The sequence below is a fragment of the Amphritea sp. 1_MG-2023 genome, from assembly GCF_030547545.1.
Lineage (GTDB): Bacteria > Pseudomonadota > Gammaproteobacteria > Pseudomonadales > Balneatricaceae > Amphritea.
Genome location: NZ_JAUOQE010000002.1, coordinates 239,103 through 265,796, shown reverse-complemented (window position 1 = coordinate 265,796; position 26,694 = coordinate 239,103). Strand labels below are relative to the sequence as shown.

Annotated in this window: 21 protein-coding genes; 6 read left to right on the top strand and 15 right to left on the bottom strand. The window is 47.8% G+C overall.

The genetic code is table 11. The features are described from left to right. The first annotated feature begins 11 nt into the window (after positions 1-11). The 3 genes from Q4488_RS02590 to nhaA all read left to right on the top strand — a co-directional run bounded on the left by Q4488_RS02590 (position 12) and on the right by nhaA (position 4,154). Positions 12-1,757, top strand: coding sequence for a DEAD/DEAH box helicase (locus Q4488_RS02590; RefSeq protein WP_303578892.1), 1,746 nt, complete (start codon positions 12-14; stop codon positions 1,755-1,757). Between the two features lie 539 nt (positions 1,758-2,296). Continuing rightward, on the top strand, positions 2,297-2,692 hold the full coding sequence (locus tag Q4488_RS02585) for a Rap1a/Tai family immunity protein (RefSeq protein WP_303578891.1): 396 nt from the start codon (positions 2,297-2,299) through the stop codon (positions 2,690-2,692). Between the two features lie 91 nt (positions 2,693-2,783). Continuing rightward, the gene (nhaA, locus tag Q4488_RS02580) at positions 2,784-4,154 is read left to right on the top strand and encodes a Na+/H+ antiporter NhaA (protein ID WP_303578890.1); all 1,371 of its coding nucleotides are present in this window, start codon (positions 2,784-2,786) and stop codon (positions 4,152-4,154) included. A gap of 199 nt (positions 4,155-4,353) precedes the next feature. On the opposite strand, the gene Q4488_RS02575 is transcribed toward nhaA, so the two are convergent. The 11 genes from Q4488_RS02575 to sdhC form a co-directional block, all read right to left on the bottom strand. Next, positions 4,354-4,884: an MOSC domain-containing protein gene (locus tag Q4488_RS02575; protein ID WP_303578889.1), complete on the bottom strand. Its 531-nt coding sequence runs from the start codon at positions 4,882-4,884 to the stop codon at positions 4,354-4,356. Further along, positions 4,871-5,149 (bottom strand): HlyU family transcriptional regulator, encoded by a 279-nt coding sequence (locus Q4488_RS02570; protein WP_303578888.1) that lies wholly within the window; start codon positions 5,147-5,149, stop codon positions 4,871-4,873. Before Q4488_RS02570 ends, Q4488_RS02575 begins: the two co-directional genes overlap by 14 nt. 154 nt (positions 5,150-5,303) lie before the next feature. Then, positions 5,304-6,179 carry a succinate--CoA ligase subunit alpha gene (gene sucD, locus Q4488_RS02565; RefSeq protein ID WP_303578887.1) on the bottom strand — a complete coding sequence of 292 codons (876 nt, stop codon included), beginning with the start codon at positions 6,177-6,179 and terminating at the stop codon, positions 5,304-5,306. Between the two features lie 2 nt (positions 6,180-6,181). Next, positions 6,182-7,348, bottom strand: coding sequence for an ADP-forming succinate--CoA ligase subunit beta (sucC, locus tag Q4488_RS02560; RefSeq protein ID WP_303578886.1), 1,167 nt, complete (start codon positions 7,346-7,348; stop codon positions 6,182-6,184). 154 nt (positions 7,349-7,502) lie between these two features. After that, positions 7,503-8,936, bottom strand: a complete 1,434-nt coding sequence (lpdA, locus tag Q4488_RS02555; RefSeq protein WP_303578885.1) for a dihydrolipoyl dehydrogenase — start codon at positions 8,934-8,936, stop codon at positions 7,503-7,505. 40 nt (positions 8,937-8,976) lie between these two features. Beyond that, positions 8,977-10,188, bottom strand: coding sequence for a 2-oxoglutarate dehydrogenase complex dihydrolipoyllysine-residue succinyltransferase (gene odhB, locus Q4488_RS02550; RefSeq protein ID WP_303578884.1), 1,212 nt, complete (start codon positions 10,186-10,188; stop codon positions 8,977-8,979). 49 nt (positions 10,189-10,237) lie between these two features. Further along, the gene (locus Q4488_RS02545) at positions 10,238-13,069 is read right to left on the bottom strand and encodes a 2-oxoglutarate dehydrogenase E1 component (RefSeq protein WP_303578883.1); all 2,832 of its coding nucleotides are present in this window, start codon (positions 13,067-13,069) and stop codon (positions 10,238-10,240) included. 294 nt (positions 13,070-13,363) lie between these two features. Further along, the gene (locus Q4488_RS02540) at positions 13,364-14,068 is read right to left on the bottom strand and encodes a succinate dehydrogenase iron-sulfur subunit (RefSeq protein ID WP_303578882.1); all 705 of its coding nucleotides are present in this window, start codon (positions 14,066-14,068) and stop codon (positions 13,364-13,366) included. 12 nt (positions 14,069-14,080) lie between these two features. Then, the gene (gene sdhA / locus Q4488_RS02535) at positions 14,081-15,856 is read right to left on the bottom strand and encodes a succinate dehydrogenase flavoprotein subunit (protein WP_303578881.1); all 1,776 of its coding nucleotides are present in this window, start codon (positions 15,854-15,856) and stop codon (positions 14,081-14,083) included. 1 nt (position 15,857) lies between these two features. Continuing rightward, positions 15,858-16,205 carry a succinate dehydrogenase, hydrophobic membrane anchor protein gene (sdhD, locus tag Q4488_RS02530; RefSeq protein WP_303578880.1) on the bottom strand — a complete coding sequence of 116 codons (348 nt, stop codon included), beginning with the start codon at positions 16,203-16,205 and terminating at the stop codon, positions 15,858-15,860. After that, complete coding sequence (gene sdhC / locus Q4488_RS02525; protein ID WP_303578879.1) at positions 16,199-16,576, bottom strand: succinate dehydrogenase, cytochrome b556 subunit; 378 nt, start codon at positions 16,574-16,576, stop codon at positions 16,199-16,201. Before sdhC ends, sdhD begins: the two co-directional genes overlap by 7 nt. Before the next feature lie 513 nt (positions 16,577-17,089). Here sdhC and gltA point away from each other — a divergent pair. Next, positions 17,090-18,370: a citrate synthase gene (gene gltA, locus Q4488_RS02520; protein WP_303578878.1), complete on the top strand. Its 1,281-nt coding sequence runs from the start codon at positions 17,090-17,092 to the stop codon at positions 18,368-18,370. A gap of 353 nt (positions 18,371-18,723) precedes the next feature. On the opposite strand, the gene Q4488_RS02515 is transcribed toward gltA, so the two are convergent. Both Q4488_RS02515 and rlmKL read right to left on the bottom strand, forming a co-directional pair. Further along, a complete protein-coding gene (locus Q4488_RS02515) occupies positions 18,724-19,932 on the bottom strand; it encodes an ammonium transporter (protein ID WP_303578877.1) in 1,209 nt (402 codons plus the stop codon). A gap of 294 nt (positions 19,933-20,226) precedes the next feature. Further along, complete coding sequence (gene rlmKL, locus Q4488_RS02510) at positions 20,227-22,434, bottom strand: bifunctional 23S rRNA (guanine(2069)-N(7))-methyltransferase RlmK/23S rRNA (guanine(2445)-N(2))-methyltransferase RlmL (RefSeq protein WP_303578876.1); 2,208 nt, start codon at positions 22,432-22,434, stop codon at positions 20,227-20,229. A gap of 417 nt (positions 22,435-22,851) precedes the next feature. Between rlmKL and Q4488_RS02505 the strand changes: the two genes are divergently transcribed. Further along, the gene (locus tag Q4488_RS02505) at positions 22,852-23,058 is read left to right on the top strand and encodes a ribosome modulation factor (RefSeq protein ID WP_303578875.1); all 207 of its coding nucleotides are present in this window, start codon (positions 22,852-22,854) and stop codon (positions 23,056-23,058) included. Positions 23,059-23,247: 189 nt separating this feature from the next. Here the strand turns inward: Q4488_RS02505 and Q4488_RS02500 are convergent, their stop codons facing one another. Together Q4488_RS02500 and Q4488_RS02495 are read right to left on the bottom strand one after the other, a co-directional pair. Continuing rightward, the gene (locus Q4488_RS02500) at positions 23,248-24,282 is read right to left on the bottom strand and encodes a quinone-dependent dihydroorotate dehydrogenase (RefSeq protein ID WP_303578874.1); all 1,035 of its coding nucleotides are present in this window, start codon (positions 24,280-24,282) and stop codon (positions 23,248-23,250) included. A gap of 63 nt (positions 24,283-24,345) precedes the next feature. Further along, complete coding sequence (locus Q4488_RS02495) at positions 24,346-24,564, bottom strand: DUF2835 domain-containing protein (protein ID WP_303578873.1); 219 nt, start codon at positions 24,562-24,564, stop codon at positions 24,346-24,348. 346 nt (positions 24,565-24,910) lie between these two features. On the opposite strand from Q4488_RS02495, the gene Q4488_RS02490 reads away from it, so the two are divergent. After that, the gene (locus tag Q4488_RS02490) at positions 24,911-26,584 is read left to right on the top strand and encodes a BatD family protein (RefSeq protein WP_303578872.1); all 1,674 of its coding nucleotides are present in this window, start codon (positions 24,911-24,913) and stop codon (positions 26,582-26,584) included. Positions 26,585-26,694 lie beyond the last annotated feature (110 nt).

The following is a 26,694-nucleotide window of genomic DNA, read 5'->3' as shown; positions in this document are numbered from 1 at the left end:
TACCTTCAAATATGTCAGACACACAAGTCGCATTCAGCGACCTTGATCTCCCCTCTTCTGTTCTTAAATCCATCACTGAGCTTGGCTATGAAACACCATCACCCATTCAAGCCGCTTGTATCCCGTTATTATTAGACGGGCAGGATGTTCTGGGGATGGCACAAACAGGTACCGGTAAAACCGCTGCGTTTGCTTTACCTCTACTCAGCCGTATCGACCTAAAGCTCAACAAACCTCAAGTACTGGTGCTAGCACCAACGCGTGAACTGGCTGTCCAGGTCGCTGAGGCATTTCAGGCGTATGCACGTCACATCCCAGGCTTCCACGTGCTACCGATTTACGGTGGTCAGAGCTATACGCTGCAGTTGAAACAGCTGCGCAGAGGCCCACACGTTGTGGTCGGCACACCTGGTCGCGTGATGGATCACTTGGATCGCGGTACCTTAAAACTTGACGAACTCAAAGCGATGGTGCTCGACGAAGCCGACGAAATGCTCCGTATGGGTTTTATTGATGATGTTGAAACCATCATGTCAAAGACCCCTGCTGAACGCCAAACAGCACTGTTCTCAGCCACCATGCCTGAACAGATCCGTCGGATCACCAAGCGTTACATGCGTGAGCCGAAAGAGATCAAGATCGCATCTAAAACCTCCACCATGGAAAATATCGATCAGCGCTGCTGGATCGTCTCCGGGGTGAATAAGTTAGAAGCTCTGGTGCGCATTCTCGAAACTGAAGATTGCGGCGGCATCATTATTTTTGCCCGCACCAAAACAGCTACCACTGAAATTGCTGAGAAACTTGAAGCTCGCGGTTATGCTGCAGCTGCGCTGAATGGCGATATGAATCAGCAGTTACGTGAACGCACAGTACAACGCTTAAAAGACGCAAAACTAGACATTGTTGTAGCTACCGATGTTGCGGCCCGCGGCCTCGATGTGGAACGTGTTGGCATGGTTATCAACTATGATATCCCTTATGACACCGAAGCTTATGTTCACCGTATTGGCCGAACCGGCCGTGCTGGACGTGACGGTAAAGCAATCCTCTTCGTTGCCCCACGCGAACGTCGCTTGCTGAAACAAATTGAACATGCAACCCGTCAGCCAATCAAACAGATGGATCTACCATCTCGCGACATGGTGCAAAACAAACGGCTTGAGTCTTTCCGCGAACAGATCAGCACTATCTTCAATGATGAAGATATGGGCACTTACCGCGAACTGATTGATCAATTAGCCGAAGAAACCAAGTTAGAAACACTGGATCTCGCCTCAGCGCTATTGTATATGGCACAAAAAGAGAAGCCTCTGATTCTGCCGCCTGAGCCTGAGCCTCGTCCACGTCGCGAACGCGATAACGACCGTGACAGTGATCGCGGTAACAAACGTGAACGCATTAACTACGCCGATCTTGATGTCTACCGCCTTGAAGTCGGCCGTAACGATGGCATACAGGTGAAAAACATTGTCGGTGCTATCGCTAATGAAGCCGATATTAATAGCCGTCATATCGGCGATATCCGTCTATTTGATGATTACAGTACGGTTCAGCTGCCAAAAGGCATGCCTAGCGAAGTACTACAGCAGCTGAAAGGCGTGTTTATTTGTCGTAAAAAGATCGATATCAGCCTCATGGAAGGTGAAATTGCGCGCCCTGCACCACGCAAACCCCGTGGCGATTTTAAAGGTAAAGGCCGTGGCGGAAATGACCGTGGCGCACCGCGCAAATCACGCCCTAAACGCGATAGCTAATCATAGCCATGACACGGATGCGCATGGCGCTTTACATTAGCAACCCATAGCGCATCAGTGACGCAGAAGAGAAACACAAAAAGAGAGCCACAGCTCTCTTTTTTTTGCTTTTGCAAACGGTAGCCACCCCTATTATGGGCATTATTGCAGCGTAATAGCGACATCAGCAAAGCCTTAAAGCCAAGCATTTCAGATAAAACAGCAGCACTGAAAATCTAAATAATGATTCAGTTGCAACGGTGCGCACCCCTCTGATAATCTCTAGCTTAAGAGTGCGCCTCAGCAAGTTAAACATAACCATAAGCCTGCTTCTGCATCACAACAACACTCTAAGCGAGACGTTTGTATTGACGTCATCGATATTAATAAGCTCAAGCTCGAGAGAGAAGCGGATAAAAATATCAGCATGAACAATCAGGGTAACGATGCTCCCCCCCTAACACTCAACATCATCACAGCCATAACCTAAAGGGCCAAAACATCAACCGAAACTGTCGACGCACATCTGCTAAGATAATCGTAATGATAGGATATTCATCATGAAACAGACCATTACTTTAGTTTTCGCTATGACCTTTCTGAGTGCGCCGTCCGCATTTGCGGATCAACATTCCTCAATTGAGATCACTTCAGAATATGTTGCCGGCTTTATTGCCGGCGCCAATCTAACTGACGGTGCAATCATCAAGAACATCAGCGCTGGCAATGAGAGTAATTTTATCAAACGCGCTTACCGAACTCGATTAGGAGAATACCATCCAAACACGCAAGCAACCTACTTTGCAGGCTTTTGTATTCCTGAGGGGGTAGACGACAAAACAGTAACCAATAAGGTCATTCAACAACTCAAAAACACCTCTAATTATTCCGCTAATACTCAACGGGATGTGATTGTTTACAACACCATCAAATCACTCTATCCCTGTACAGACTAAAGCACTCATGCCAATCCACGAAACGACATGTTACTTATGCTGATAATACAAACACTATTCAATAACAGTTCACAGAGTTCAGGAGTCATCAATGAGACGTAAAAGTAAGGTTGTAGGTGAAGTGTATACTGCACCCTGGGAAAAAGCTTTCGCGACTGTATTGACCCCTCTAGAGGAGTTTATCCATCGTCAGACAACCAGCGGTATTCTCTTGATGCTGTTTGCAGTTGTCGCACTGGCGATTGCCAACACACAACTAAATGATGTCTATCATCATATTTTGCAAATAAAATTCACCATCGGTATCGATAATTTTCAGCTATCCAAAACCCTACATCATTGGATCAATGATGGCTTAATGGCTCTATTTTTCTTGGTTGTTGGACTCGAACTAAAACGTGAGCTCTTAGTGGGAGAACTCGCCAACATTAAACAAGCATCATTACCCATCATTGCCGCCGTTGGCGGTATGATCATGCCGGCTCTGATTTATGCCGCTATCAATCCCACAGGTCACACCCTCCACGGCTGGGGCATTCCCATGGCCACCGATATCGCCTTTGCATTAGGCGCTCTAGCACTACTTGGTAATCGAGTACCTCAAAACCTACTCATGTTTCTGGTGGCATTGGCTATCGTCGATGACTTAGGCGCCGTGATCGTCATTGCGCTTTTTTATACTGAAACCATCAATATGTCAGCGCTAATCACTGCCGCCTTCCTCGTTCTGGCTTTAATATCCCTAAACTTAGGGGGTGTCAGACGCCTGCTACCCTACGCAGTGATTGGCATTATCCTCTGGATCGCGATGTTAAAAAGTGGCGTTCATGCAACACTAGCGGGCGTGTTACTGGCGTTTACCATTCCGATGAAGCCGAAGTATGATCCTAAGCGCTTCCTAGCCTTGGTGCGCGAAAGCGCAGATCATATTAAAAGCGTATTCGGTCAAAATGAAAACATTATTGTCAATGATGCATTAAGATCCCGTGTGCGCGCGCTGGGCGAAGGTGTTTATAAAGTACAGGCACCAGCACAAGTACTTGAACACAAACTGCACCTGCCATCCGCTTATCTCATCATTCCAATTTTTGCGCTGGCCAATGCTGGCGTGCCAATCAACTGGTCTGAGATTACTAATATCATTTCACACCCGGTCACGGTGGGTATAGGTGCTGGGCTGATATTTGGTAAGTTAATCGGTATCGCCGGCTTTACCTGGCTAGCCGTTAGATTTAACGTCAGCGCACTTCCCTCCGGCCTTAATTTCCATCACATTATTGGGGCGGCATTCATGGGCGGTATCGGCTTCACCATGTCGATATTCATCGCCGAGTTAGGCTTTGCCCAATACCCATCAGATCTACTGATGGCTAAAACCGGGATCCTGTTTGCCTCACTCATTTCAGGCTTAATCGGTTTTGCTTGGCTTTACTTTAAAGCCTCAAAGACAGATAACGGTTAAGATTATAAAGTACGATAAAAGAGAGCCTCATGGCTCTCTTTTTTATCACCACTCGACTAACTAAACACAGAACACCGCTAGATAACTGACACCGTGATCTATTCACCACAGAACAGCAGTCGTAAACGTCTACGAGAGTCTCTTGTACGAAGGTGTTCTGAGGGTTACGGCGGATGCTAAATCCCCGCTATCACTCCACTTAGCTTAGCGCACCTGCTTCAACCCCTAACGGGATCAACGGATCTCCAAGCTGTAGCCGCCCAGACCGCAAAATACGCGCACACAAGCCACCATAGCCAAGCATTGATGCAGCGCCACCCTTCCCTAAGGCCTGATCCATCCGTACACAGGGATGACATAGCGCGGTCGCCTCGAACACGGCCCCACCAATACTAAAGAGCTGATGCCGCAACGCATTCAGATTAATACCACTGATGACTAAATTACGCCGCAAACTGCTGGGATCTATCTGCTTGATACCGGTATAGATTTCGATCAAGTCGATAAATTCACTGGAAATCAACGTTACCTGACGTGCTGATCCAGGGGTTTTACAGCAACGATGATCGCCCTCAAGGCCTAAACCGGCCAACGCCTGCGCCGCATCAACAACCTGCATCGCCTGCTTACGCGCTGGCCGCAAACCGATCCACTCAAGCCTACCCGGCTTAAGATCTTGTGCATAACGAGCAAACAGTTGCTTTTGTGTCATCGCTTTAGAATATTCCATCACCCTGCTGATCAATCATCTGCTTAGCCTTACGAATCATCTCCGCTGCACAGCTATCGCTGGAAGGCAACATATCCGCTCGAATAAACCGATGACTCTGCTCACCCTTACTGATCACGCCATTAATTCGATAGCCACCGTCTTCATGAATTGGCACTGGGCTAATGGTAAATCCTTGATAGTCCACAGAAGGCAACGCTTCTGGCTCTTTGGTCGCTGACTCGGCAGGGGCAAACAATGATTTAATCGAAGTAAATAAGCTCATAACAACTCCTAACAATAATGACAACCAGCATACCCGCAGATTAGAATTAAACGCAATCAGCAGGCACAAAAAAACCGCCCATCGGCGGTTTTTCTTAAACGCATAGCGTACAGGTAATAATCTCACCTAACGCTATACGAGCATCGCAGTGCGATTACTTCCAACCCGTCACTTCACGCAGACCATCAGCGATCTGAGCCAAAGAACGAACGGTTTTCACGCCAGCCGCTTCCAGTGCCGCAAACTTCTCATCTGCAGTACCTTTACCACCTGAAATGATCGCGCCCGCATGACCCATGCGCTTACCAGCAGGCGCAGTAACACCCGCGATGTAAGACACAACAGGCTTAGTCACGTTAGCTTTGATGTAAGCCGCCGCTTCTTCTTCAGCAGAACCACCGATCTCACCGATCATAACGATCGCTTCAGTCTGTGGATCATTCTGGAACAGCTCCAGAATATCGATAAAGTTAGAGCCTGGAATAGGGTCACCACCAATACCAACACAAGTAGACTGGCCGAAACCAGCGTCGGTAGTCTGCTTAACCGCTTCATACGTCAAGGTACCGGAACGTGACACGATTCCGACCTTACCCGGCAGATGAATATGGCCTGGCATGATACCAATCTTACACTCTCCTGGCGTGATTACACCGGGACAGTTTGGTCCGATCAGACGAACACCCAGATTGTCACAGACCACTTTACATTCCAGCATATCCATCACAGGGATGTGCTCAGTGATACAAACGATCAACTTGATACCGCCGTTAGCCGCTTCAAGGATAGAATCCTTACAGAAGGCAGCCGGTACGTAAATAACAGATGCATCAGCACCGGTCACTTCAACCGCTTCAGCAACAGTATTGAATACAGGCAGACCTAGGTGCTCAGTACCGCCTTTGCCCGGTGTAACACCACCGACCATTTGCGTACCGTAAGCAATCGCTTGTTCAGAGTGGAAGGTACCCTGACCACCAGTGAAACCCTGACAGATGACTTTGGTGTCTTTATTAATCAGAACGGACATTGTTATTTACCCTCCGCTGCTTTAACTGCTTGCTCAGCTGCATCAGTCAGACTGGTCGCGGCGATGATAGCCAAACCAGACTCAGACAGTAGCTTAGAGCCAAGTTCTGCATTGTTACCTTCCAGACGTACAACTACAGGTACTTCTACGCCTACTTCTTTCACTGCACCGATAATACCTTCTGCAATCAGATCGCAACGTACGATACCGCCGAAGATGTTAACCAGAACGGCTTTAACCTTAGAGTCTTCAAGAATAATCTTGAAGGCTTCGGTTACACGCTCTTTAGTCGCGCCGCCACCAACATCCAAGAAGTTTGCAGGGAAGCCGCCGTGTAGAGAAACGATATCCATCGTACCCATCGCCAGGCCTGCACCGTTAACCATGCAACCGATGCTGCCATCCAATGCGACATAGTTGAGTTCCCACTCAGCTGCACGCGCTTCACGCTCATCTTCCTGCGAAGGATCTTGCATAGCTTGCAGATCTTTATGACGGTAAACAGAGTTACCATCGATCGCTACTTTTGCATCCAAGCAGTGCAGATTGCCTTCGTCTGTAATAACCAACGGGTTAATTTCAAGCAGCGCAAGATCTTTCTCTTTGAACATCTTCGCTAGACCCAGGAAAATCTGGGTAAACTGCTTAACTTGAACGCCTTCTAAGCCCAGTTTAAATGCCAGCTCACGCGCCTGATATGGCTGTGCACCGGTGACTGGATCAATAGTAGCTTTAAGGATTTTCTCTGGCGTTTCTTCCGCAACCTTCTCGATCTCAACACCACCTTCAGTTGAGGCCATGAAGACGATACGACGAGAAGAACGGTCAACGACCGCACCCAGATACAGCTCATTAGCAATATCAGTACAGTCTTCAACCAGAATTTTAGAAACAGGCTGACCGTTAGCATCAGTCTGATATGTCACTAGGTTTTTGCCTAGCCAGTTGGCGGCGAATGCTTGAGCTTCAGCAGGAGAGTCAACCAGCTTTACGCCGCCTGCCTTACCACGGCCACCCGCGTGAACTTGAGTTTTAACAACCCATTTGTCACCGCCAATTTTTTCAGCCGCTGCTGCTGCAGCTTCCGGAGTATCTACCGCGATTCCTTTAGAAACCGGCAGACCATATTCGGCAAACAATTGTTTGCCCTGGTACTCATGAAGATTCATGCTCTAGTCCGTCGTCTTTTACACTTTTTAGGAACCTGCGAAAATAGGAGAATATCCCTCTTCGCAGCCCAACTGTTACAGATAAAGGATCATTTATCTGAAACAACAATCGGCCGGGAAACCCCGGCCGAAATTTAAATCAATTGTACAGCTATTATCGCTTTTTACGATTAGCCATATGGATAGCATGACCATCCACAGCCAAAGCTGCTTCATGGATCACTTCAGATACTGTTGGGTGCGCAAACACGGTCAACTGCAGATCTTCAGCCGTTGAACCGAATTCCAGCGCAATCGCCGCTTGAGCAATCAACTCAGACGCCATACCACCGACGATATGAACACCCAAAATACGATCAGTGGCTTCATCAGCAATCATCTTAACGAAACCATCAGTATCATCAGCCGCCATCGCACGACCAGACGCCGCAAATGGGAATTTACCCACTTTAATGGCAACGCCCGCCGCTTTAAGCTCTTGTTCAGTCTTACCCACCCAAGCCAGCTCAGGATGCGTATAGATGATGCTAGGAATAACATCGTAATTCATCTGCGCATGATGGCCGGCAATAATATCCGCCACCATAATACCTTCTTCAGACGCTTTATGAGCCAACATTGGGCCACGAACAGAGTCACCCACCGCATACACACCCGGCGCTTCAGTACGACACTGACCATCAACGAAGATAAAGCCACGCTCGTCCAGCTTAACACCGGAATCATCTGCTAGCAGACCTTTAGTCAGTGGACGACGGCCAACCGCAACGATTAGCTTATCAACGACTAGCTCTTTATCGCCTTCAGCATCGGTGTATTTAAGCGTAACTTCCTGACCATTGATCTCAGTACCGGTGCAACGTGCGCCCAGTTTGATATCCAAGTTCTGCTTCTTAAAGATTTTAGCCGCTTCTTTAGCAACGTCTTTATCAGCGACGCCCAAGAATTCGTCCATCGCTTCCAACACGGTAACTTCAGTCCCTAGACGCGCCCAAACAGAGCCCATTTCCAGACCGATAACACCAGCACCGATAACACCCAAACGCTTCGGTGTTTCATCGATATTCAATGCGCCTTCGTTATCCAGAATCAGACCTTCAGTCAGCGGTGCTGGCGGAATTTCTACCGGCACAGAACCAGAAGCGAGAATAACATTCTCAGCGGCATATACCGTTGCCGAACCATCAGCTGCAGTCACCTGAACCTGCTTATTCGCCAACAGCTTACCCATACCTTGAATCAGAGTAACACCGTTTGCCTTAAACAGACCGGCAACACCCATGGTCAAGTTGCTAACAATCTTATCCTTGCGAGCAACCATCTGCTTAACATCCATGCTGATATCGCCGGTTTGAATACCGTGAACATCCGCATGCTGAGTCTTATGAAACTGATGAGTAGACTCAAGTAACGCTTTCGATGGGATACAACCCACATTCAGACAAGTACCGCCCAACACTGGCGCACCTTTGTCATCAACCCATTTTTCAACACACGCGGTTTTGAGACCCAATTGTGCAGCACGAATAGCCGCAACATAACCACCAGGGCCGGCACCAATTACAATTACGTCAAATTTATCAGACATCTCTTTCCTACCTATCGATTCGTTCTATTAATGGGCTGAATTAAACTTCCAACAACATACGTGCTGGATCTTCCAGAAGGTCTTTAATAGTCACGAGGAATTGTACCGCTTCCTTGCCATCAATCATACGATGGTCGTAAGACAACGCTAGATACATCATCGGCAGAATTTCAACTTGCCCATTCACCGCCATTGGACGCTCTTGGATTTTATGCATACCCATAATCGCGGTTTGTGGTGGATTCAGGATAGGCGTTGACATCAGCGAGCCAAACACACCACCGTTGGTAATGGTAAAGGTACCGCCCTGCATATCATCCAGACCCAATTTACCGTCACGACCACGCTTACCGAAATCAGCAATCGTTGATTCAACATCGGCCAGTGTCATTGCATCAGTATCACGCAGAACAGGTACCATCAGACCACGCTCAGTCGATACGGCAACACCGATATCCTGATAACCATGATAAACCATGTCATTACCGTCGATAGAGGCGTTCACTGCAGGGAAACGCTTAAGCGCTTCAGTGGCTGCTTTTACAAAGAAAGACATAAAGCCTAAACGAGTACCGTTATGGGTTTTCTCGAATAGATCTTTGTACTGCTTACGCAGTTCCATGATCGGCTTCATGTTCACTTCGTTGTAGGTAGTCAGCATGGCCGCATTCTGCTGTGCATCAACCAGACGTTTAGCAATGGTGGCTCGCAGACGCGTCATAGGGACACGCTTCTCAACGCGCTCACCGCTAACGATGTTCAATGCCGCTGCATTATCGACTTTAACTGGTGCTGCAGGTGCCGCTGCCGGTTTATTTTTCATGAAGTTAACGACATCTTCCTTAGTGATACCGCCATTCTTACCGGTACCTGGAATCTGATTAACATCCAAGCCATTCTCTTCGATCAGCTTACGTGCAGCAGGACCCACTTTATCAGCATCAGTCGAACCTGATGCAGCAGGTGCAGCGGCTTCAGCCGGTGCAGAAGCCGCTGGCGCAGCAGACGCCGCCGCGCCCGCTTCAAAAATAGCCAGTACTTCTTCGCTCAGGACTGTATCGCCTTCACCTTTAATGATCTCTTTAATCACACCATCAGACGGGGCAACAACTTCCAGTACAACTTTATCCGTTTCAATATCAACGATCAGCTCATCGGTAGCACAAGCTTCACCTGGCTGTTTGTGCCAAGTCGCTACGGTACCGTCGGCTACGGATTCAGGGAAGGTCGGCGTTTTGATTTCGATTGACATGTCTTTTCCTTTCTCAGTGCTACATAACAGGCATTTTTATGCTGGCCTGTTAGCCATTGATTGCTTCATTAACCAGTTTTTCCTGCTGTTCAAGGTGTACAGAAATGTAACCTACAGCAGGTGCGGCAGCATGTGGACGACCCACACCTTCCATATGAATCTTGTCATTATGACGAGCTAGGGCGTGACGCATATGATGCTGCGAACAGTACCAAGCCCCCTGATTCATCGGTTCTTCCTGACACCAAACAACTGATTCAAGGTTTGTGTATTCTTTGATCGCGTCAAACATTTGATCTTCAGGGAACGGATACAGTTGCTCGATACGAATAATAGCAACATCATCTTTTTCTAACTCTGCACGGCGGTTATATAGATCGTAATAGACCTTACCACTACACAAAACTAGACGCTTAACCTTCTTAGGATCCAACGTATCAGTCTCGCCGATAACCGGATAGAAAGCCCCATCGGATAGCTCATCTAAGGTGGACACCGCTTGTTTATGACGCAACAAACTCTTCGGCGTCATCACCACTAACGGCTTACGCAACGGACGGACAATCTGACGCCGTAACAGATGGAACATCTGCGCCGGTGTCGTTGGCACACATACCTGAATATTATGCTCAGCACACAACTGCAGATAACGCTCTAGACGCGCTGAAGAGTGCTCTGGCCCTTGCCCTTCAAAGCCATGCGGTAACAACATGGTTAGCCCGCATAAGCGCGCCCACTTGTGCTCACCACTGGTAATAAACTGATCGATAACAACCTGTGCACCGTTGGCAAAGTCACCAAACTGAGCTTCCCAGATAACCAATGCATTCGGCATGGTGGTTGAGTAACCATACTCAAAGGCCAATACCGCTTCCTCAGAGAGGAAAGAGTCATGCAACGTTAATGCAGGCTGATCCGCAGCAATATTCTTCAACGGCTCATACACATCACCACTGCGCTGATCGTGTAACACTGCATGACGGTGTGAGAAGGTACCACGACCAACATCCTGACCGGTCAAACGGACAGGGAAACCTTCAGCAAGGATAGTCGCATAAGCTAAAGACTCAGCCATACCCCAGTTGAGCTGCATCGCACCAACCGCCATACGCTTACGGTCGTCATAGATTTTTTGCACCTGACGCTGCACCTGAAATCCTTCAGGCACTTCACAGATTTTACTACCCAATTCTTGTAGCAGCTTGTTATCGACACGCGTATCGCAATCGAATGACCATTGATGACCAAGATACGGCGCCCAGTCGACAAATAACTCCTGATTAGGCTCTAGCACCAACGAATGGGTAACATGCTTGCCCTCTTCAAGATCTTTACGGTAATCCTGTTCTAGCTGCTTACACTGCTCGGCAGAGATAACGCCTTCAGAAATCAGTTGCTGAGCATACAGCTCGCGAGTCGACTTCTGGACTTTAATCTGCTTATACATCAATGGCTGCGTGCCTGATGGCTCATCCGCTTCGTTATGCCCACGACGACGGTAGCAGACCAGATCAATAACCACGTCTTTCTTAAACTCAGTACGGTAATCAACCGCTAATTGAGTAACAAAACGTACCGCTTCAGGGTCATCACCATTAACATGGAAAATCGGCGCCTGAACCATTTTTGCAATATCGGTACAGTATTCAGACGAGCGTGAATCTTCTAGCTTATTGGTAGTGAAGCCAACCTGATTGTTCACCACTAGGTGAATGGTACCACCGGTTTTGTAAGCACGAGTCTGAGACATCTGGAATGTCTCCATGACCACACCCTGACCAGCAAACGCCTGATCACCATGAATGTTGACAGGTAACACTGTGGTACCGGCAGGATCTTCACGGCGGTCTTGACGGGCACGTACAGAGCCTTCGACAACCGGCGCAGAGATCTCTAGGTGAGAGGGGTTAAACGCCATCGCCAAGTGAACTTCACCACCACCCGTCATCACATTCGATGAGAAACCTTGGTGGTATTTCACATCACCCGATGTTTCTAGGGTTTTCTTACCTTCAAACTCGCCAAACAGTTCAGCGGGATTCTTACCGAAGATGTTCACCAGGGTATTCAAACGCCCACGGTGCGCCATACCGATGACGACCTCGCGCGCACCCTGTTTACCGGCACGCTGAATCAATGTATTCAGGGAAACAATCAGTGACTCGCCGCCTTCAAGGCCAAAACGCTTAGCTCCCGCAAAACGAGACCCCAGATATTTTTCCAGCCCTTCAGCCGCCGTTAGACGTTCAAGTACCATCATCTTTCTGTCGACATCGACAACCGGATGCGAGCGCACAGGCTCAAGGCGGGATTGAATCCAACGTTTTTCCTGAGTATCGACAATATGCATATACTCAGCACCTACGGTTGTACAGTAGGTTTTCTTAAGATCATCGAGGATCTCTTTCAGCGTGGCTTCTTCACTACCAAAAAACAGGGAACCTGTGTGGAAAGTGGTATCGAAATCAGCTGCTGACAACTCATGAAAACGCGGATCAAGATCCGGCACCGGCTCACGCTGACTCAGATTCAGAGGATCGATATCCGCTGCCTGATGTCCACGTACGCGATAAGCATTAATCATCCGTAACACACGGATCTGCTTTTTCTCATGCTCAGAGCTGCCACCACTACCACCCGCAGGGGCAGCGTGTCGCTGATTCTTAGCCAAATAAAGGAAATGATCCTGTACCGTAGAATGTGGAACATCCTGGGTCAGGTTGTCGCCGACTTTGGGTAGTCGGTCAAATTCTTCACGCCATTCCTGAGGAATCGCGTTGGGGTCCATCAGATAGGATTCATATAGCTGCTCAATGTAAGATAGGTTGCCACCGTATAGATGGGCATTCTTCCACATCAGCTCCATTATGCCTTCTTGCATTCTTGATCACCCTGGCTCAGGGGGGTATATCGAAGTACAGGATGCACCACGTCCTGCCCAACTAGCCTGTTCTGGCCGTCCCCTGCTTAGTTACCGTTTATTATATCTCACGTCTATGCCCTGTTAGAGGTACAGTGCATACGGGACGTGATTCTACGCTTTTTAATGCTTAGTTCCTATATCAATGCAGAGGGAATTCTAAAAAGTTTCCATACAAACAGATATAAGCCTTTTGACTAGTACCCATCACACGCAAAAAAAAGCGGCTCCCAGTGGGAGCCGCCTTATTTGCAATCAGGTCGCCTGTGCAAGCAACATGTTGCGGATCTTACCAATGGCCTTAGTCGGGTTGAGCCCCTTAGGGCAAACCGCGACGCAGTTCATGATGCCATGGCAACGGAACACACTAAAGGGATCATCCAGATCGGTTAGTCGCTCCGCAGTCGCCGTATCACGACTATCAGCCAAGAACCGGTATGCCTGAAGCAAACCCGATGGGCCGATAAACTTATCAGGATTCCACCAGAAAGATGGGCACGCAGTCGAACAGCAAGCACAGAGAATACACTCATACAAACCATCTAACTCAGCACGCTCTTCTGGCGATTGCAACCGCTCAATAGCCGGCGGCGGCGTATCATTGATCAAGAACGGCTTGATCTTTTCGTACTGCGTATAAAACTGAGTCATATCAACCACTAGATCACGAATGACCGGCAGACCGGGCAATGGACGTAATACTAGTTTATCACTCTCAACAACTTCAGATAATGGTGTAATACATGCCAGGCCATTCAGCCCGTTCATGTTCATACCATCAGAGCCACACACACCTTCACGGCATGAACGACGATATCCTAATGTTGGATCTTTATCTTTCAACAGCTGTAATAGATCCAAAACCATGATGTCTTTACCACCCGGGATATCAATATGGATATCCTGCATGTAAGGCGCATCATCGATTTCAGGATTATAGCGATATACACTTACCAGCATCGTAACAACCCCTTAGTAAGTTCGAACTTTTGGTGGGAATGCATCAACCGTCTTCGGAGCAAAGTTAACATCACGCTTAGTGATCTCTTTGGTCTTCGGATCAAACATTGAGTGGCACAACCAGTTAACATCATCACGTTCAGTGTAATCATTACGGGCATGAGCACCGCGACTTTCCGTCCGTGTGAGTGCTGCGATAGCCGTTGCTTCTGCAACTTCCATCAGGTTTTCCAACTCAAGCGCTTCGATGCGTGCAGTATTGAAAGACTTAGACTTATCTTCAAGATGTAGGTTTTCCACACGCTTGCGGAGCTCCTTCAACATCTCAAGTCCTTTCTCCATGCTTTCGCCTTCACGGAATACACCGAAGTACAACTGCATGGTTTTCTGAAGATCCGCACGAACCTCAGAAACACGCTCACCACCGGTCGAATTATTCAAACGATTCAGACGCGCCATCGCTTGTTCAATATCCGCTTCAGTTGCATCATCAACAGCATAGCCTTCAGCCATCTGCTTCTCAATCTGAATACCCGCAGCACGACCGAATACAACCAAGTCAAGCAGAGAGTTACCACCTAAGCGGTTTGCACCGTGTACTGATACGCAAGCCACTTCACCACAGGCGAACAGACCATCAATAATCTGATCGTTACCTTCCGCATCGCGACCGATCGCTTGACCACCAACATTGGTAGCTACGCCACCCATCTGATAGTGACACGTTGGCACAACTGGCACCGGTTCTTTCACCGGATCAGCATGCGCAAAAGTCTTAGATAGCTCACAGATACCCGGCAAACGAGATTGCAAGACTTCCTCACCCAAATGATCCAACTTCAGGAATACATGATCGCCATTCTCACCACAACCACGGCCTGCCAGAATCTCAAGCACCATAGAGCGGGCAACAACGTCACGACCAGCAAGGTCTTTCGCGTTAGGCGCATAACGCTCCATAAAGCGCTCGCCGTCTTTATTGACGAGATAACCACCTTCACCACGACAACCTTCTGTGACCAATACGCCCGCACCGGCAATACCGGTTGGGTGGAACTGCCACATTTCCATATCTTGTGCTGGCACACCTGCACGCAGAGACATACCCATACCGTCACCGGTATTGATTAAAGCATTGGTTGTCGACTGGAAGATACGTCCAGCACCACCGGTCGCCAATACAGTCGCTTTCGCCTTAACGTAAACCGTTTCACCGGTTTCGATACAAATAGCGATAGCACCAACAACGGCACCGTCTTTATTTTTCACCAGGTCAACCGCATACCATTCATTCATGAAGGTTGTGCCGGCTTTAATATTGGCTTGATACAGCGTGTGCAATAATGCGTGACCGGTACGGTCAGCCGCAGCACAAGTTCGGGCAGCCTGACCACCCTCACCGAAGTTCTTAGACTGCCCACCAAATGGGCGCTGATAAATACGCCCCTCTTCAGTACGGGAGAACGGCAGACCCATATGGTCCAGTTCAAATACCGCCTGAGGGCCAACAGAACACATATACTCGATAGCGTCTTGGTCACCGATATAGTCGGATCCTTTAACGGTATCGTACATGTGCCAGCGCCAATCATCATTTGGATCAACACTCGCAATCGCACAGGTAATACCACCCTGCGCCGATACGGTATGTGAACGGGTTGGAAATACTTTAGTAATACATGCGGTATTGAGGCCACCTTGGGCTAATTGCAGGGCGGCACGCATACCAGCGCCACCACCACCAATGACAATACCATCAAAAGTCAGCGTACGTAACTTGCTGCTCATCTTACACTCCCCACAGAATCTGAATGCCCCAAGCGACGTATACAAACATCAAAAGTCCACATGCGGACTGGAACAAGAAGCGAAAACCCGTTGGCTTAATATAGTCAGTCGAAATCGACCACATACCGATCCAAGCGTGAGCCGCCATCGATAGAATTGCCAACAGCGTAAAGATACGCATTGGTGAACATCCGAATAATTGACTCCACTGCTGATAATCCAAATTCGGATTAAACAACATATAGCCCATCATAAAGACTGTGAATGCAAGCAACACAACCGCTGTAACACGCTGAAACATCCAGTCGTAGAGTCCACTGCGGCCAAAACTTGTAATTGAAGTTACCATATCCATACTCCTGCTAGCAGAATAGAAACAGCAGAGATTGCCAAAGTTGCCTTAGCAGCAATTCCCGCACTGTCTAACTCTTCCCAATAACCAAAATCCATAACCAGATGTTTGATACCGGCAAAGAAGTGATACAGCAACGCTGAAACCAATCCCCATGCAATCAACTTCGCAAAAAAACTCTCCGTCAACATCTCAGCAGCTTCATTGAAACCTTGCTCAGACTCAAGAGACATTCCTAGCACATACAACATAAAGAAGGCGCCGAAAAATAACGCCAACCCCGTCGCACGGTGCAGTATGGAAGTGATAGCCGGAAGTGGCTGTTTAATAGTTCGTAGATCTAAGTTTACGGGTCTTTTATCGTTCACGGCTCTTGTTCACACTTATGTTAAGCCCAATTGCAGGGCCAGGTTGTTAAAGGTAGTGTACAAAGACAAAGATAAGTACCTCGGTCCAGCGCTTACATCTCATCCCGAAATGAGTTATGTAAGCTGGATACGGAGTATACCAGCAAATTGCCGCAATACAATTAATCACCCCCCAATCTACACCTATTGTCTAGTGTTTTTCTGCCAACAAAGGCTACCAAAACAACCTACAACCAAATGATTATTCAGCTAATTTAATTTTCCTGATAAGACATTAAGATCAAGGCTTAACGCCTTGCTGCAATGCAATAAAAGCAGCCGTAATTAAATTGACAAACGCATTCAACTCACTATAGTGTCAGGGTCCTGTTACGAGCTAAACCCTTTAGACTGTGACTGATAATTTAGGGCCGTGCGCCCACAGGATTAACTGCAAGCCCTGCTGTGGCGACAAAACACCCTACTACAATTTATAAAGTCATTCAGATTAAACAGAAATGATAGGAGCCTATAATGGCTGACAAAAAAGCACGCTTAACAGTCGACGGCATCGACGAGGTTTTCGAATTACCGGTCTATACCGGCACAATGGGACCTGATGTTATCGATGTACGCGCCCTGACTGGTAAAGGCCTATTCACTTACGATCCAGGCTTTGTTTCTACTGCGGCTTGTGATTCCGCTATTACCTATATCGATGGCGGACAAGGCGTTCTATTGCACGGTGGCTACCCGATTGAGCAACTGGCAGAAAACTCTGATTACCTCGAAGTATGTTACCTACTGCTGAATGGAGAACTACCGACTCCCGAGCAAAAGCAAACCTTCGTTGATACCGTCAAGAACCACACCATGGTTCACGAGCAGATGCTCCACTTTTTCAACGGTTTCCGCCGTGACGCTCACCCAATGGCAATTATGGTCGGCGTCGTTGGCGCGCTATCTGCTTTCTATCACGATTCATTGGATATCGATGACGCACATCATCGAGAAGTCTGCGCTTACCGCCTGATCGCCAAAATGCCAACCATTGCGGCCATGTGCTACAAATACAGCATCGGTCAGCCATTCCAGTACCCACGTAATGATCTGGATTATGCCGACAACTTCTTGCAGATGATGTTTGGCAACCCATGTTCTGACTATGTAACCAATCCAATCCTTGCAAAAGCGATGGATAAAATATTCCTGTTACATGCCGACCATGAACAAAACGCCTCAACGTCTACAGTACGCTTAGCAGGCTCTTCTGGCGCCAACCCATTCGCTTGTATCGCATCAGGTATCGCGGCCCTTTGGGGTCCCGCTCACGGCGGCGCTAACGAAGCCGTTCTGACCATGCTGAGTGAAATTGGCGATGAATCCAATATCGAAGAATTCATTCAGCGCGCCAAAGACCCTGAAGACTCTTTCCGCCTAATGGGCTTCGGTCACCGCGTTTATCGTAACTTTGACCCACGCGCTAAAGTGATGAAGCAAACCTGCGATGAAGTCTTAGCTGAACTGGGTATCGAAAACGACCCATTGCTTAAAATCGCTAAACGCCTTGAACAGATTGCATTGGAAGATCAATACTTTGTGGATCGTAAACTCTATCCAAACGTTGATTTCTATTCCGGTATCATCCTCAAAGCGGTAGGCATCCCAACCAATATGTTCACCGTTATCTTCGCGCTCTCACGTACTATCGGCTGGATTTCCCATTGGAGCGAATTCCACAGTAGCCCGAACAAAATCGGTCGCCCACGTCAATTGTACACCGGCCCCGTAAAACGCGATTACCCAAACAAGTAATCTATTCAATCAACAAAGCCGCTAATCAATAGCGGCTTTTTATATCCTGCATCACTCACCCTCAACCACCCAGACCTTCTTGCCCAATCACGCTTCGACAATACTCTTATCTTCTCCAACTCGAGGATAGCATCGACAAACCTCAGCCTCACTAACAGCCTTCTACCTAAGCCCACACCTATACCCTCACCTCAGCACTGCCTTCAACACTATTCCAAGACCTATTCTACACCCCCACTCTAAGCTCCCATTAAAGCACTTATTTAAGCTATCATTCAGACGCAAAAAAACCAGGCAAGCCTGGCTTTTAACATCAGCCTGCTCCCACAGACCTTAATGTCATACTGCGTATATTAGTCCGCTGAAATGGACTCTATCTTATGAATCGATAGATCAGCTCCATTATACTCATCCTCTTCATCGAGACGCAGCCCCATCACCAGCTTCAAGCCGCCATAGACGACACCACCGCCAATCAACGCAACGACTACACCCATACCGGTACCGACAATCTGTGTCAGCAAACTTACACCACCTAAGCCGCCCAGAGAGCTTGAACCAAAGATACCCGCAGCAATCCCTCCCCAAGCACCACACAACCCATGTAATGGCCACACACCCAGCACATCATCAATTTTCCAACGATTCTGCACAACGGTAAACATCCAGACGAACAGCCCTCCCGCTACCGCACCGATCATCAGCGCACCAATAGGATGAACAATATCTGAGCCCGCACAAATCGCCACCAATCCAGCCAATGGACCATTATGAATAAAGCCCGGATCATTCTTACCTAACAAAAGCGACACAATAATACCGCCAACCATCGCCATCAAACTGTTCACTGCCACAAGCCCTGAAATTCCGTCCAATGTTTGTGCCGACATCACATTAAAACCAAACCAGCCGATACATAGAATCCACGCCCCAAGCGCCAAAAACGGAATATTCGATGGTGGAAAAGCCATTAATTTGCCAGCGCGATAACGCCCCTTGCGAATTCCCAACAGCATGATCGCCACCAAGCCTAACCAGCCACCCACACCATGCACCACAACCGAGCCAGCAAAATCATGAAAAGCCGCACCAAAGCTAGCCGCCAGCCAATCCTGCACACCATAATTGCCGTTCCAGATAATGCCTTCAAAAAACGGATAAACAAACGCCACTAGCAACGATGAAGCAATTAAAAAAGGCCAAAACCGAGCGCGCTCAGCAATACCTCCCGACACGATCGCCGGAATAGCGGCGGCGAAGGTCAACAAAAAGAAAAACTTGACGAGCTCATAGCCATTTCCCTGAGATAACGTCTCTGCATCTTGAAAGAACGTCACATCGTAAGCGACCCAATAACCGATAAAAAAATAAGCGACTGCAGAGAAACCAAAGTCCGTCATGATTTTCACCAACGCGTTCACTTGGTTTTTTTGACGCACCGTCCCCACCTCAAGAAAGGCAAAGCCGGCATGCATGGCAAACACCATGATCGCGCCCATTAAAATAAACAACGTATTGGAACTTTGCATCAGCGTTTCTACAGCGCTATTTACGTTCTCCACGGCGATCTCCCGATCATATTTTGCACCTATTTAGTGCTATATTGATTAAATAGCATTAAATCAGGGCGTTTTGTTTTATTAGAATATTTCGAATGCTGACAGAGCCCTCCATAGACACTGAATATCTCTACAGATAACCTCAAATAGTCAAAATCGCTCCGAAAACAGGCATAAAAATAAGCAAAGAGCGCGCCAGCCCAACAATCGCACCATAAAAAAGCATAATTTTGCCCAAAAAAAACCACCTTTCGGTGGCTTTTCTCTACAGTATCACTGCAATAATGATCTTGCTGATCATTCAGCTTCAGGCTTGCTGATCTCAAAGCACTGATGAATTTTGCTATTGCGCTTAAAATCAAGATCGATCGTCTTGCGAGTAATATCAACGACCTGATAGCTCTCAGACAACGCCACATCAATTTTGAAACGACGATAGTTATTTGAGAAAATCAGTTTACCGCCTGGACGTAACAGCCCCATGGCTAGCTTGATCAAATCGGCATGATCACGCTGAACATCAAACACATCATGCATACGCTTTGAATTAGAGAAAGTAGGCGGATCCATAAAGATCAAATCATAGCTCTCACCCTTTTGCGCCCGCAACCATTTGACACAATCCTCCTGTAAAAAGTGATTACGCGCTTCGGCAAAGCCATTCAGGGCGAAATTTTTCTTCGCCCAGTTCATATAAGTAGCTGACATGTCGATACTGGTGGTCGACCGTGCTCCCCCTTTGGCAGCATGCAGTGAGGCTGTGCCGGTATAACTGAATAGATTAAGAAAATCTTTGCCTTTAGCCTCTTGCTGAATCTGCAAGCGAATCGGCCGATGATCCAAAAACAAACCCGTATCGAGATAATCATCGAGATTAACCAAAATATGACACCCACCTTCGGTGATATCAATGAAGCGTTCGGTTTGATCCTGCTTCTCATATTGATTAGTCCCCTGCTGCTTACGACGCTGCTTGAGAACAATATGCTCCGCTGGAATATTCAGCACCGTTGGCAACACCGCAACAATCTCTTGCAAACGCGCAAAAGCCTTCACCACATCAACACTCTTTGGCGCCTGATATTCCTGCACATGCACCCAGTCATTATAGATATCAATGGCGGCGGCGTACTCAGGAAGATCCGCATCATAGAGGCGATAACAACTAATATCCTGACGCTTAGCCCATTTACTTAACTGCTTTAGATTTTTCGTCAGGCGATTGGCCAACATCTGTGCGCCATCACTGAGTACAACGGGCACCTCACTATCGACATTTGAGGTGGTATCAACCTCAGGCGTTGGTTTTTCTGCTACTGCTGACGGACTAACTGGGGTAAGCTCTTTCTCCTGACGCTGACGAATATTAAAAATTTGTAGTTGACTCGGAATAGCACCGTTATACAACTTATAGGTCTTATCAGATGCTAACTTCATCATCTTACAAAGCTCAGGATTACCGGTAAACACCGCCGCCTGCCATCCGGCAAACTCAGCTTTTAGGCGTTCGCCTAAGTGCTGATAAAGGAAAAACAGGGTTGGCTCATCACCAAGGCGCTCACCATAGGGCGGATTCGTTAATACCAAACCTGCCGTATCAATAGCCGGATGTGACAACCTTGATAGCTCTCGACGTTCCAGATGAATGAGTTTATCGACACCCGCACGACGCGCATTATCTTGTGCAATCCCGAGCACTTTAGCATCCGCATCAAATCCTTCAAAACGACTACTCACCCGCTTGAGACCGGCTTCACGTCGCTCCCTCGCCTCTGCCAACAGCCCTTGCCAAAGCACATTGTTATGCTGTGTCCAGTAAACAAAGCCATAATCACGACGCAATAAACCCGGCGCAATATCTGCCGCCATCAACACGCCCTCGATCAGCAGCGTGCCTGAGCCACACATAGGGTCCAACAGCGCCTGCCCTGCAGCCGCTTTTTCTGGCCAACCGCAACGGTACAACAGCGCCGCAGCGAGGTTTTCTTTCATCGGCGCAGCCCCCGACTGCAACCGATAACCACGACGATGCAAACTATCACCGGAGATATCCAGGGCGATCGTTGCTTCCCCCCGCTGAAGGTGCACATTCACCCGCAAATCCGGCTTCTGCCGTTCCACCGACGGGCGTCGCCCAGTTTCATCACGAATTTGATCGACAATCGCATCCTTAACTTTTTGCGCGCCAAAACGACTATGATTAATGCCCTCTGATTGACCAGTGAAATCAATAATCAGCGTGCCTTCTGGGCGCATATGCTCGAGCCACTTAACCTCCTGAACCCCGCGATAAAGAGCCTCAGCGTTCTCAGCAGGGCAGCGATGCAGTTCAAGCAGTACTCGGTTAGCCACGCGTGACCATAAGCAGGCGCGATAAGCGGCTTCTAAGCCACCAGAAAAATACACACCGGCCAATGTTTGCTTTGGCGTTTCAACATTCAGGGCCTTAAGTTCATCAAACAGAACAGGCTCCAGCCCTTTCGGGCAGGTAGCAAAGAATTTCATACTCGGGAGATACCTCATCTAAGAACAGGCATATTAACGGCAAACGCTTTTAAGACCAATGACTAAGCCTATAAATTCAAAGAATTCCGCAATAAAATGAATTTTTTTCAATTAGCATCGCTTGTTTTACACCCCCGACGCAAGCCGTTGAAGTCAGTCTCTTTTTGCATGTGCGTCTATGATATTTTAATTAAAATTCAATTCTTGATACTTTTTTTTAATTACACACAGGAAACCATTTCGGCCATTGTGAATCTCAGTAGTTAACACCAACAACAGGAGCAATATGTCATCATCATTCAGGTTTCTGGCATTAACCTAAATCGCAAGAAAGCGCCGCCTCAGTCGGCCCTTACCTTGAAGGTTATTACTGTTACCTGCCCGAAAATATTAAGCAATATATAGAGGCATCTATACATGAAGAGACAAAAACGTGATCGTTCTTCCGTACTTTTCAACCGCGGCTTTACTGCCGGACTCGTGGGGAAATCGAAAGATGAGTGTCCCGTTTCACTGGGCGACCTCAGAAATCACTGGTTAAGTGGTTGGCGTGAGGGCCGTGAAGCCCATTGGGATGGTCAGTCGGGTGTCTCGGCTATACATATTAATCCATCGTTACATTGAGCCTAACTAGGACACATTAACGAAATTGACATAAATCCAAGGCCAAATTTACTATAAATAAAGAAAGGCTCTGCACGAGCCTTTCTTCTATTAACCCTTTTTACCGCTAACTGATCGCCTATCGTTGACTCATCGACACACCGACAACGGTGATTCGTCAAGCGCCAGAATCATTACCACGAGTCAGTTTTATAAAGTAACACCGTCCAGTTCGGCAATGGCGCGCACCGATTCCGCTATTAATTCTGGCCCCCGATAAATAAATCCACTGTATACCTGTACCAGCGAAGCGCCCGCCTCTATCTTCTCTGCGGCATCAAAACCATGGGTAATACCGCCAACACCGATTATAGGCAGTGCACCACCTAGCTCTCGTGACAAAATGCGAATCGCCTTAGTCGACGCATTACGCACCGGCACACCACTTAATCCACCCGCTTCTTGAGCCAACGGTGAACCTTCAACGCCAGCACGCGATAGCGTGGTATTCGTAGCAATCACGCCATCCATCTCATAAGATTTGAGGGCAGCAGCCACCAATGCAAACTCATCTTCACTCATATCCGGTGCAATTTTTACGGCGACGGGTACATACTTACCATGTAACAGTGCTAACCGAGCTTGTTCGGTTTTAAGCGCGGCTAATAGCTCATTCAAGGATTCACCAAACTGTAACGATCGCAATCCAGGCGTATTCGGTGAGGACACATTCACTGTAATATAGGTCGCTTTATCGTAGACTTTACGCATACAAATAAGGTAATCATCGGTTGCCTTTTCTACTGGCGTATCGAAATTCTTGCCAATATTAATACCCAAGACACCGCTATAACGACTCTTCTCAATATTTTTTAGCAGCGCATCAACGCCCTGATTATTAAATCCCATACGATTGATGATCGCTTGATGCTCCGGTATGCGAAACAAGCGCGGCTTAGGATTACCCGGTTGAGGCCTTGGCGTCACCGTGCCAACCTCTACAAAACCGAATCCAAGCGCCGCCATACCATCGATCGCAATACCATTTTTATCTAGCCCCGCGGCCAAGCCAACAGGATTCGGGAACTGAATACCCATCACTTCAACCGGCTGGCTGAGCGCTTTGACACGAAAAAGAGAATTCAATCCGACACTGGCCATCAGATTAAGACCGCTCAAAGACAGATCATGGGCCGTTTCAGGGTCGAGCTTAAACATCAGAGATCGGGCAGCTTGATAGAGCATGGCATTCCACAAGTCAATTTAAAGTGCGGGCATTATATGCAATGTCACCGGCACTGTAAAAAATCAAAGCCGTTCGATAGCACTGAATTTTCCCGTTTCGGTAAAAGAAATGCGAAAACTTCCCTGAATTCCATTGTGTAACAGGTAGGGTTGTAGCAACGAAGACGGAAACCGAACTCGCCGTCCATCACGGCTTCTCGCCACCACATCTTTGACATCTTGACGATAATGGGCGAGGTACTGTTCGGTCGTTAAACTGATATCAACGATTATAGACTGCATAGACTCAATGTTAAATTTTGGACTTAACGGTCCATTGATTGAAATTCATCACGACTGGATGGTCTTTATCTGTTGCCACTATCTACTATCAAACACGCATAATAAGCCGCTGTAGGCTACTGAACGTGCAGCGATCACCGCTAACCTACGAGGCCATTCAATCGATTACTCAAGATTCTGATCATAGCAAAAACAATAGTTTATAATACCTCAAAAGATATCTTTTACGTCTATTTTTCAGTTATGCTATAGCGCGTTAAAAAAGCGGGACTGAATCCAGCAACAGGCCGCTGCAACCCGTCACATGCCCCTTGGAGCCGGCTAGAGAACCGGAGATAAGCCAACTATGTCGCACTTGTTTCGTTACACACGTTTCCTTTTAGTTGCTCTCATCGCTTGTGTGTCTTTCTCGGTTCATGCTCAACTCAATGTCTACCCTGATAGATTCGCTATTACAGAAGGGGAAACCATTCTACTGACGGTTGAAGTGGATCAGCGTACCAGCAGTCGGCCTGATTTTTCTCCACTCACACAGGATTTCCATTTTCTTGGCAGCAAGCAAATGACCGTCTCCAGCTACGCCAATGGTGAAAACCAAAACACCACCCGCTGGACAATACTCCTACGTCCCCGCCATGCCGGTGATTTACATATTCCTGCACTACACCTGAACAACGATTCGAGCCCCCCTATACTGATTAGCGTCGAAGGCATCCGTGGGGCGGCAGCACTGATAAGCTATGATGATTATTTAGAGAGCTCAGTCGATAGCAACGAGGTCTATCAAAACAGTCAATTACGCTATAGCACCCGCTTATTTCACCTGAACGACCTACCTCCGATGGCAACATTGTCTGAACCGGTGATTGCTGACGCTCGAGTCATTCGCCTCGGTGAAAGACAGCACTATTCTCGTCAGATGAAGGGTCAGACCTATCAGGTGACGGAACAAAGCTATGCCATTTTCCCTAACAAGGCGGGACAACTGACGATTCCCAGCGCTATCTTTAGTGCCGGCCCAGGTACTACAGAACTAAATACCAGTGCGGTCAATATCGATGTCTTTCCTCCGATAACACAGCAAACACGTGGCTACTGGCTGCCAGCCGCTCAATTAACGCTCGAAGAGCTAAGTAGCGGTGCCGAAAATACCCTAACACTGGGGGAAAGCCAAAAGCGAACATTTAAGATCCGTGCGCAAGGGCTACTCGCGGATCAGTTACCCGCGATTATGCCTTTGAGAAACGAATTGGCACAGATTCGCGTCGACGATATCAAGCTAGAACAAAACGTCACGCCCGCAGGCATTGTCAGTAGTCGAACGGAAACAGTGATCATTACGCCGACGGAGCGAGGAGAGGTCACGCTGCCCGAGATTACGATTCCTTGGTGGAATATCCAACAAGACAACAGCTCAACCGCTCGTTTGCCAGAAATAATCCTCAATATCAAACCTGCGGCTCCATCGCCCCCCGAGGTGACGAGCCGCGAGCCTGTTAATGACAGTGTCAGCCAAACAGCCAAGCCGATCGACGCGGATCAAGAACAAAAAGCACGGCTATTGATTGGCCTACTAGCGGCTATCGCGATTATTTCGTCATTGGGGTGGCTATACAGTCACTCATCACAGCGGCGCAAAAAATTTGATATCGGCGCGCCTGAGCAACCCTCTGCCATGCCATCAAAGCAAAAAACTCAGCCCTCACAGACACAGGTTCTCCAGGACGCCAATCGAGATAAACTGAATAAAATGCTCGCCGCTGAACAGACCGCCTTTAATCTAGCGATTAAAGCCTGTTACAACGATCAGCCTCTGGAAGCTCGACTGTTGATACTCGACTGGGCCAGACTCTTCTGGCCCCATAATCGCTTCGAGGACAGCCTTGATCTAAGCGACTTGAAAAAAAGCAAAACCCTCGAACTCTTACTCATCGATATGGAAAGCTATATCAGTGGCTCAGAATCGGGACAATGGTCTGGCGATCTGCTCGCGAAAGCACTTGAACATATCAGATCATAACTGGGCTAAACCGAGCTGTAAGGCTAAGGAAGGTGCGAATAAGTCTGTTATGTTCTCTGCGTTAACATTTTTCGACATACAACCAGCATGCCTGTAACTGTTGCCTTGAT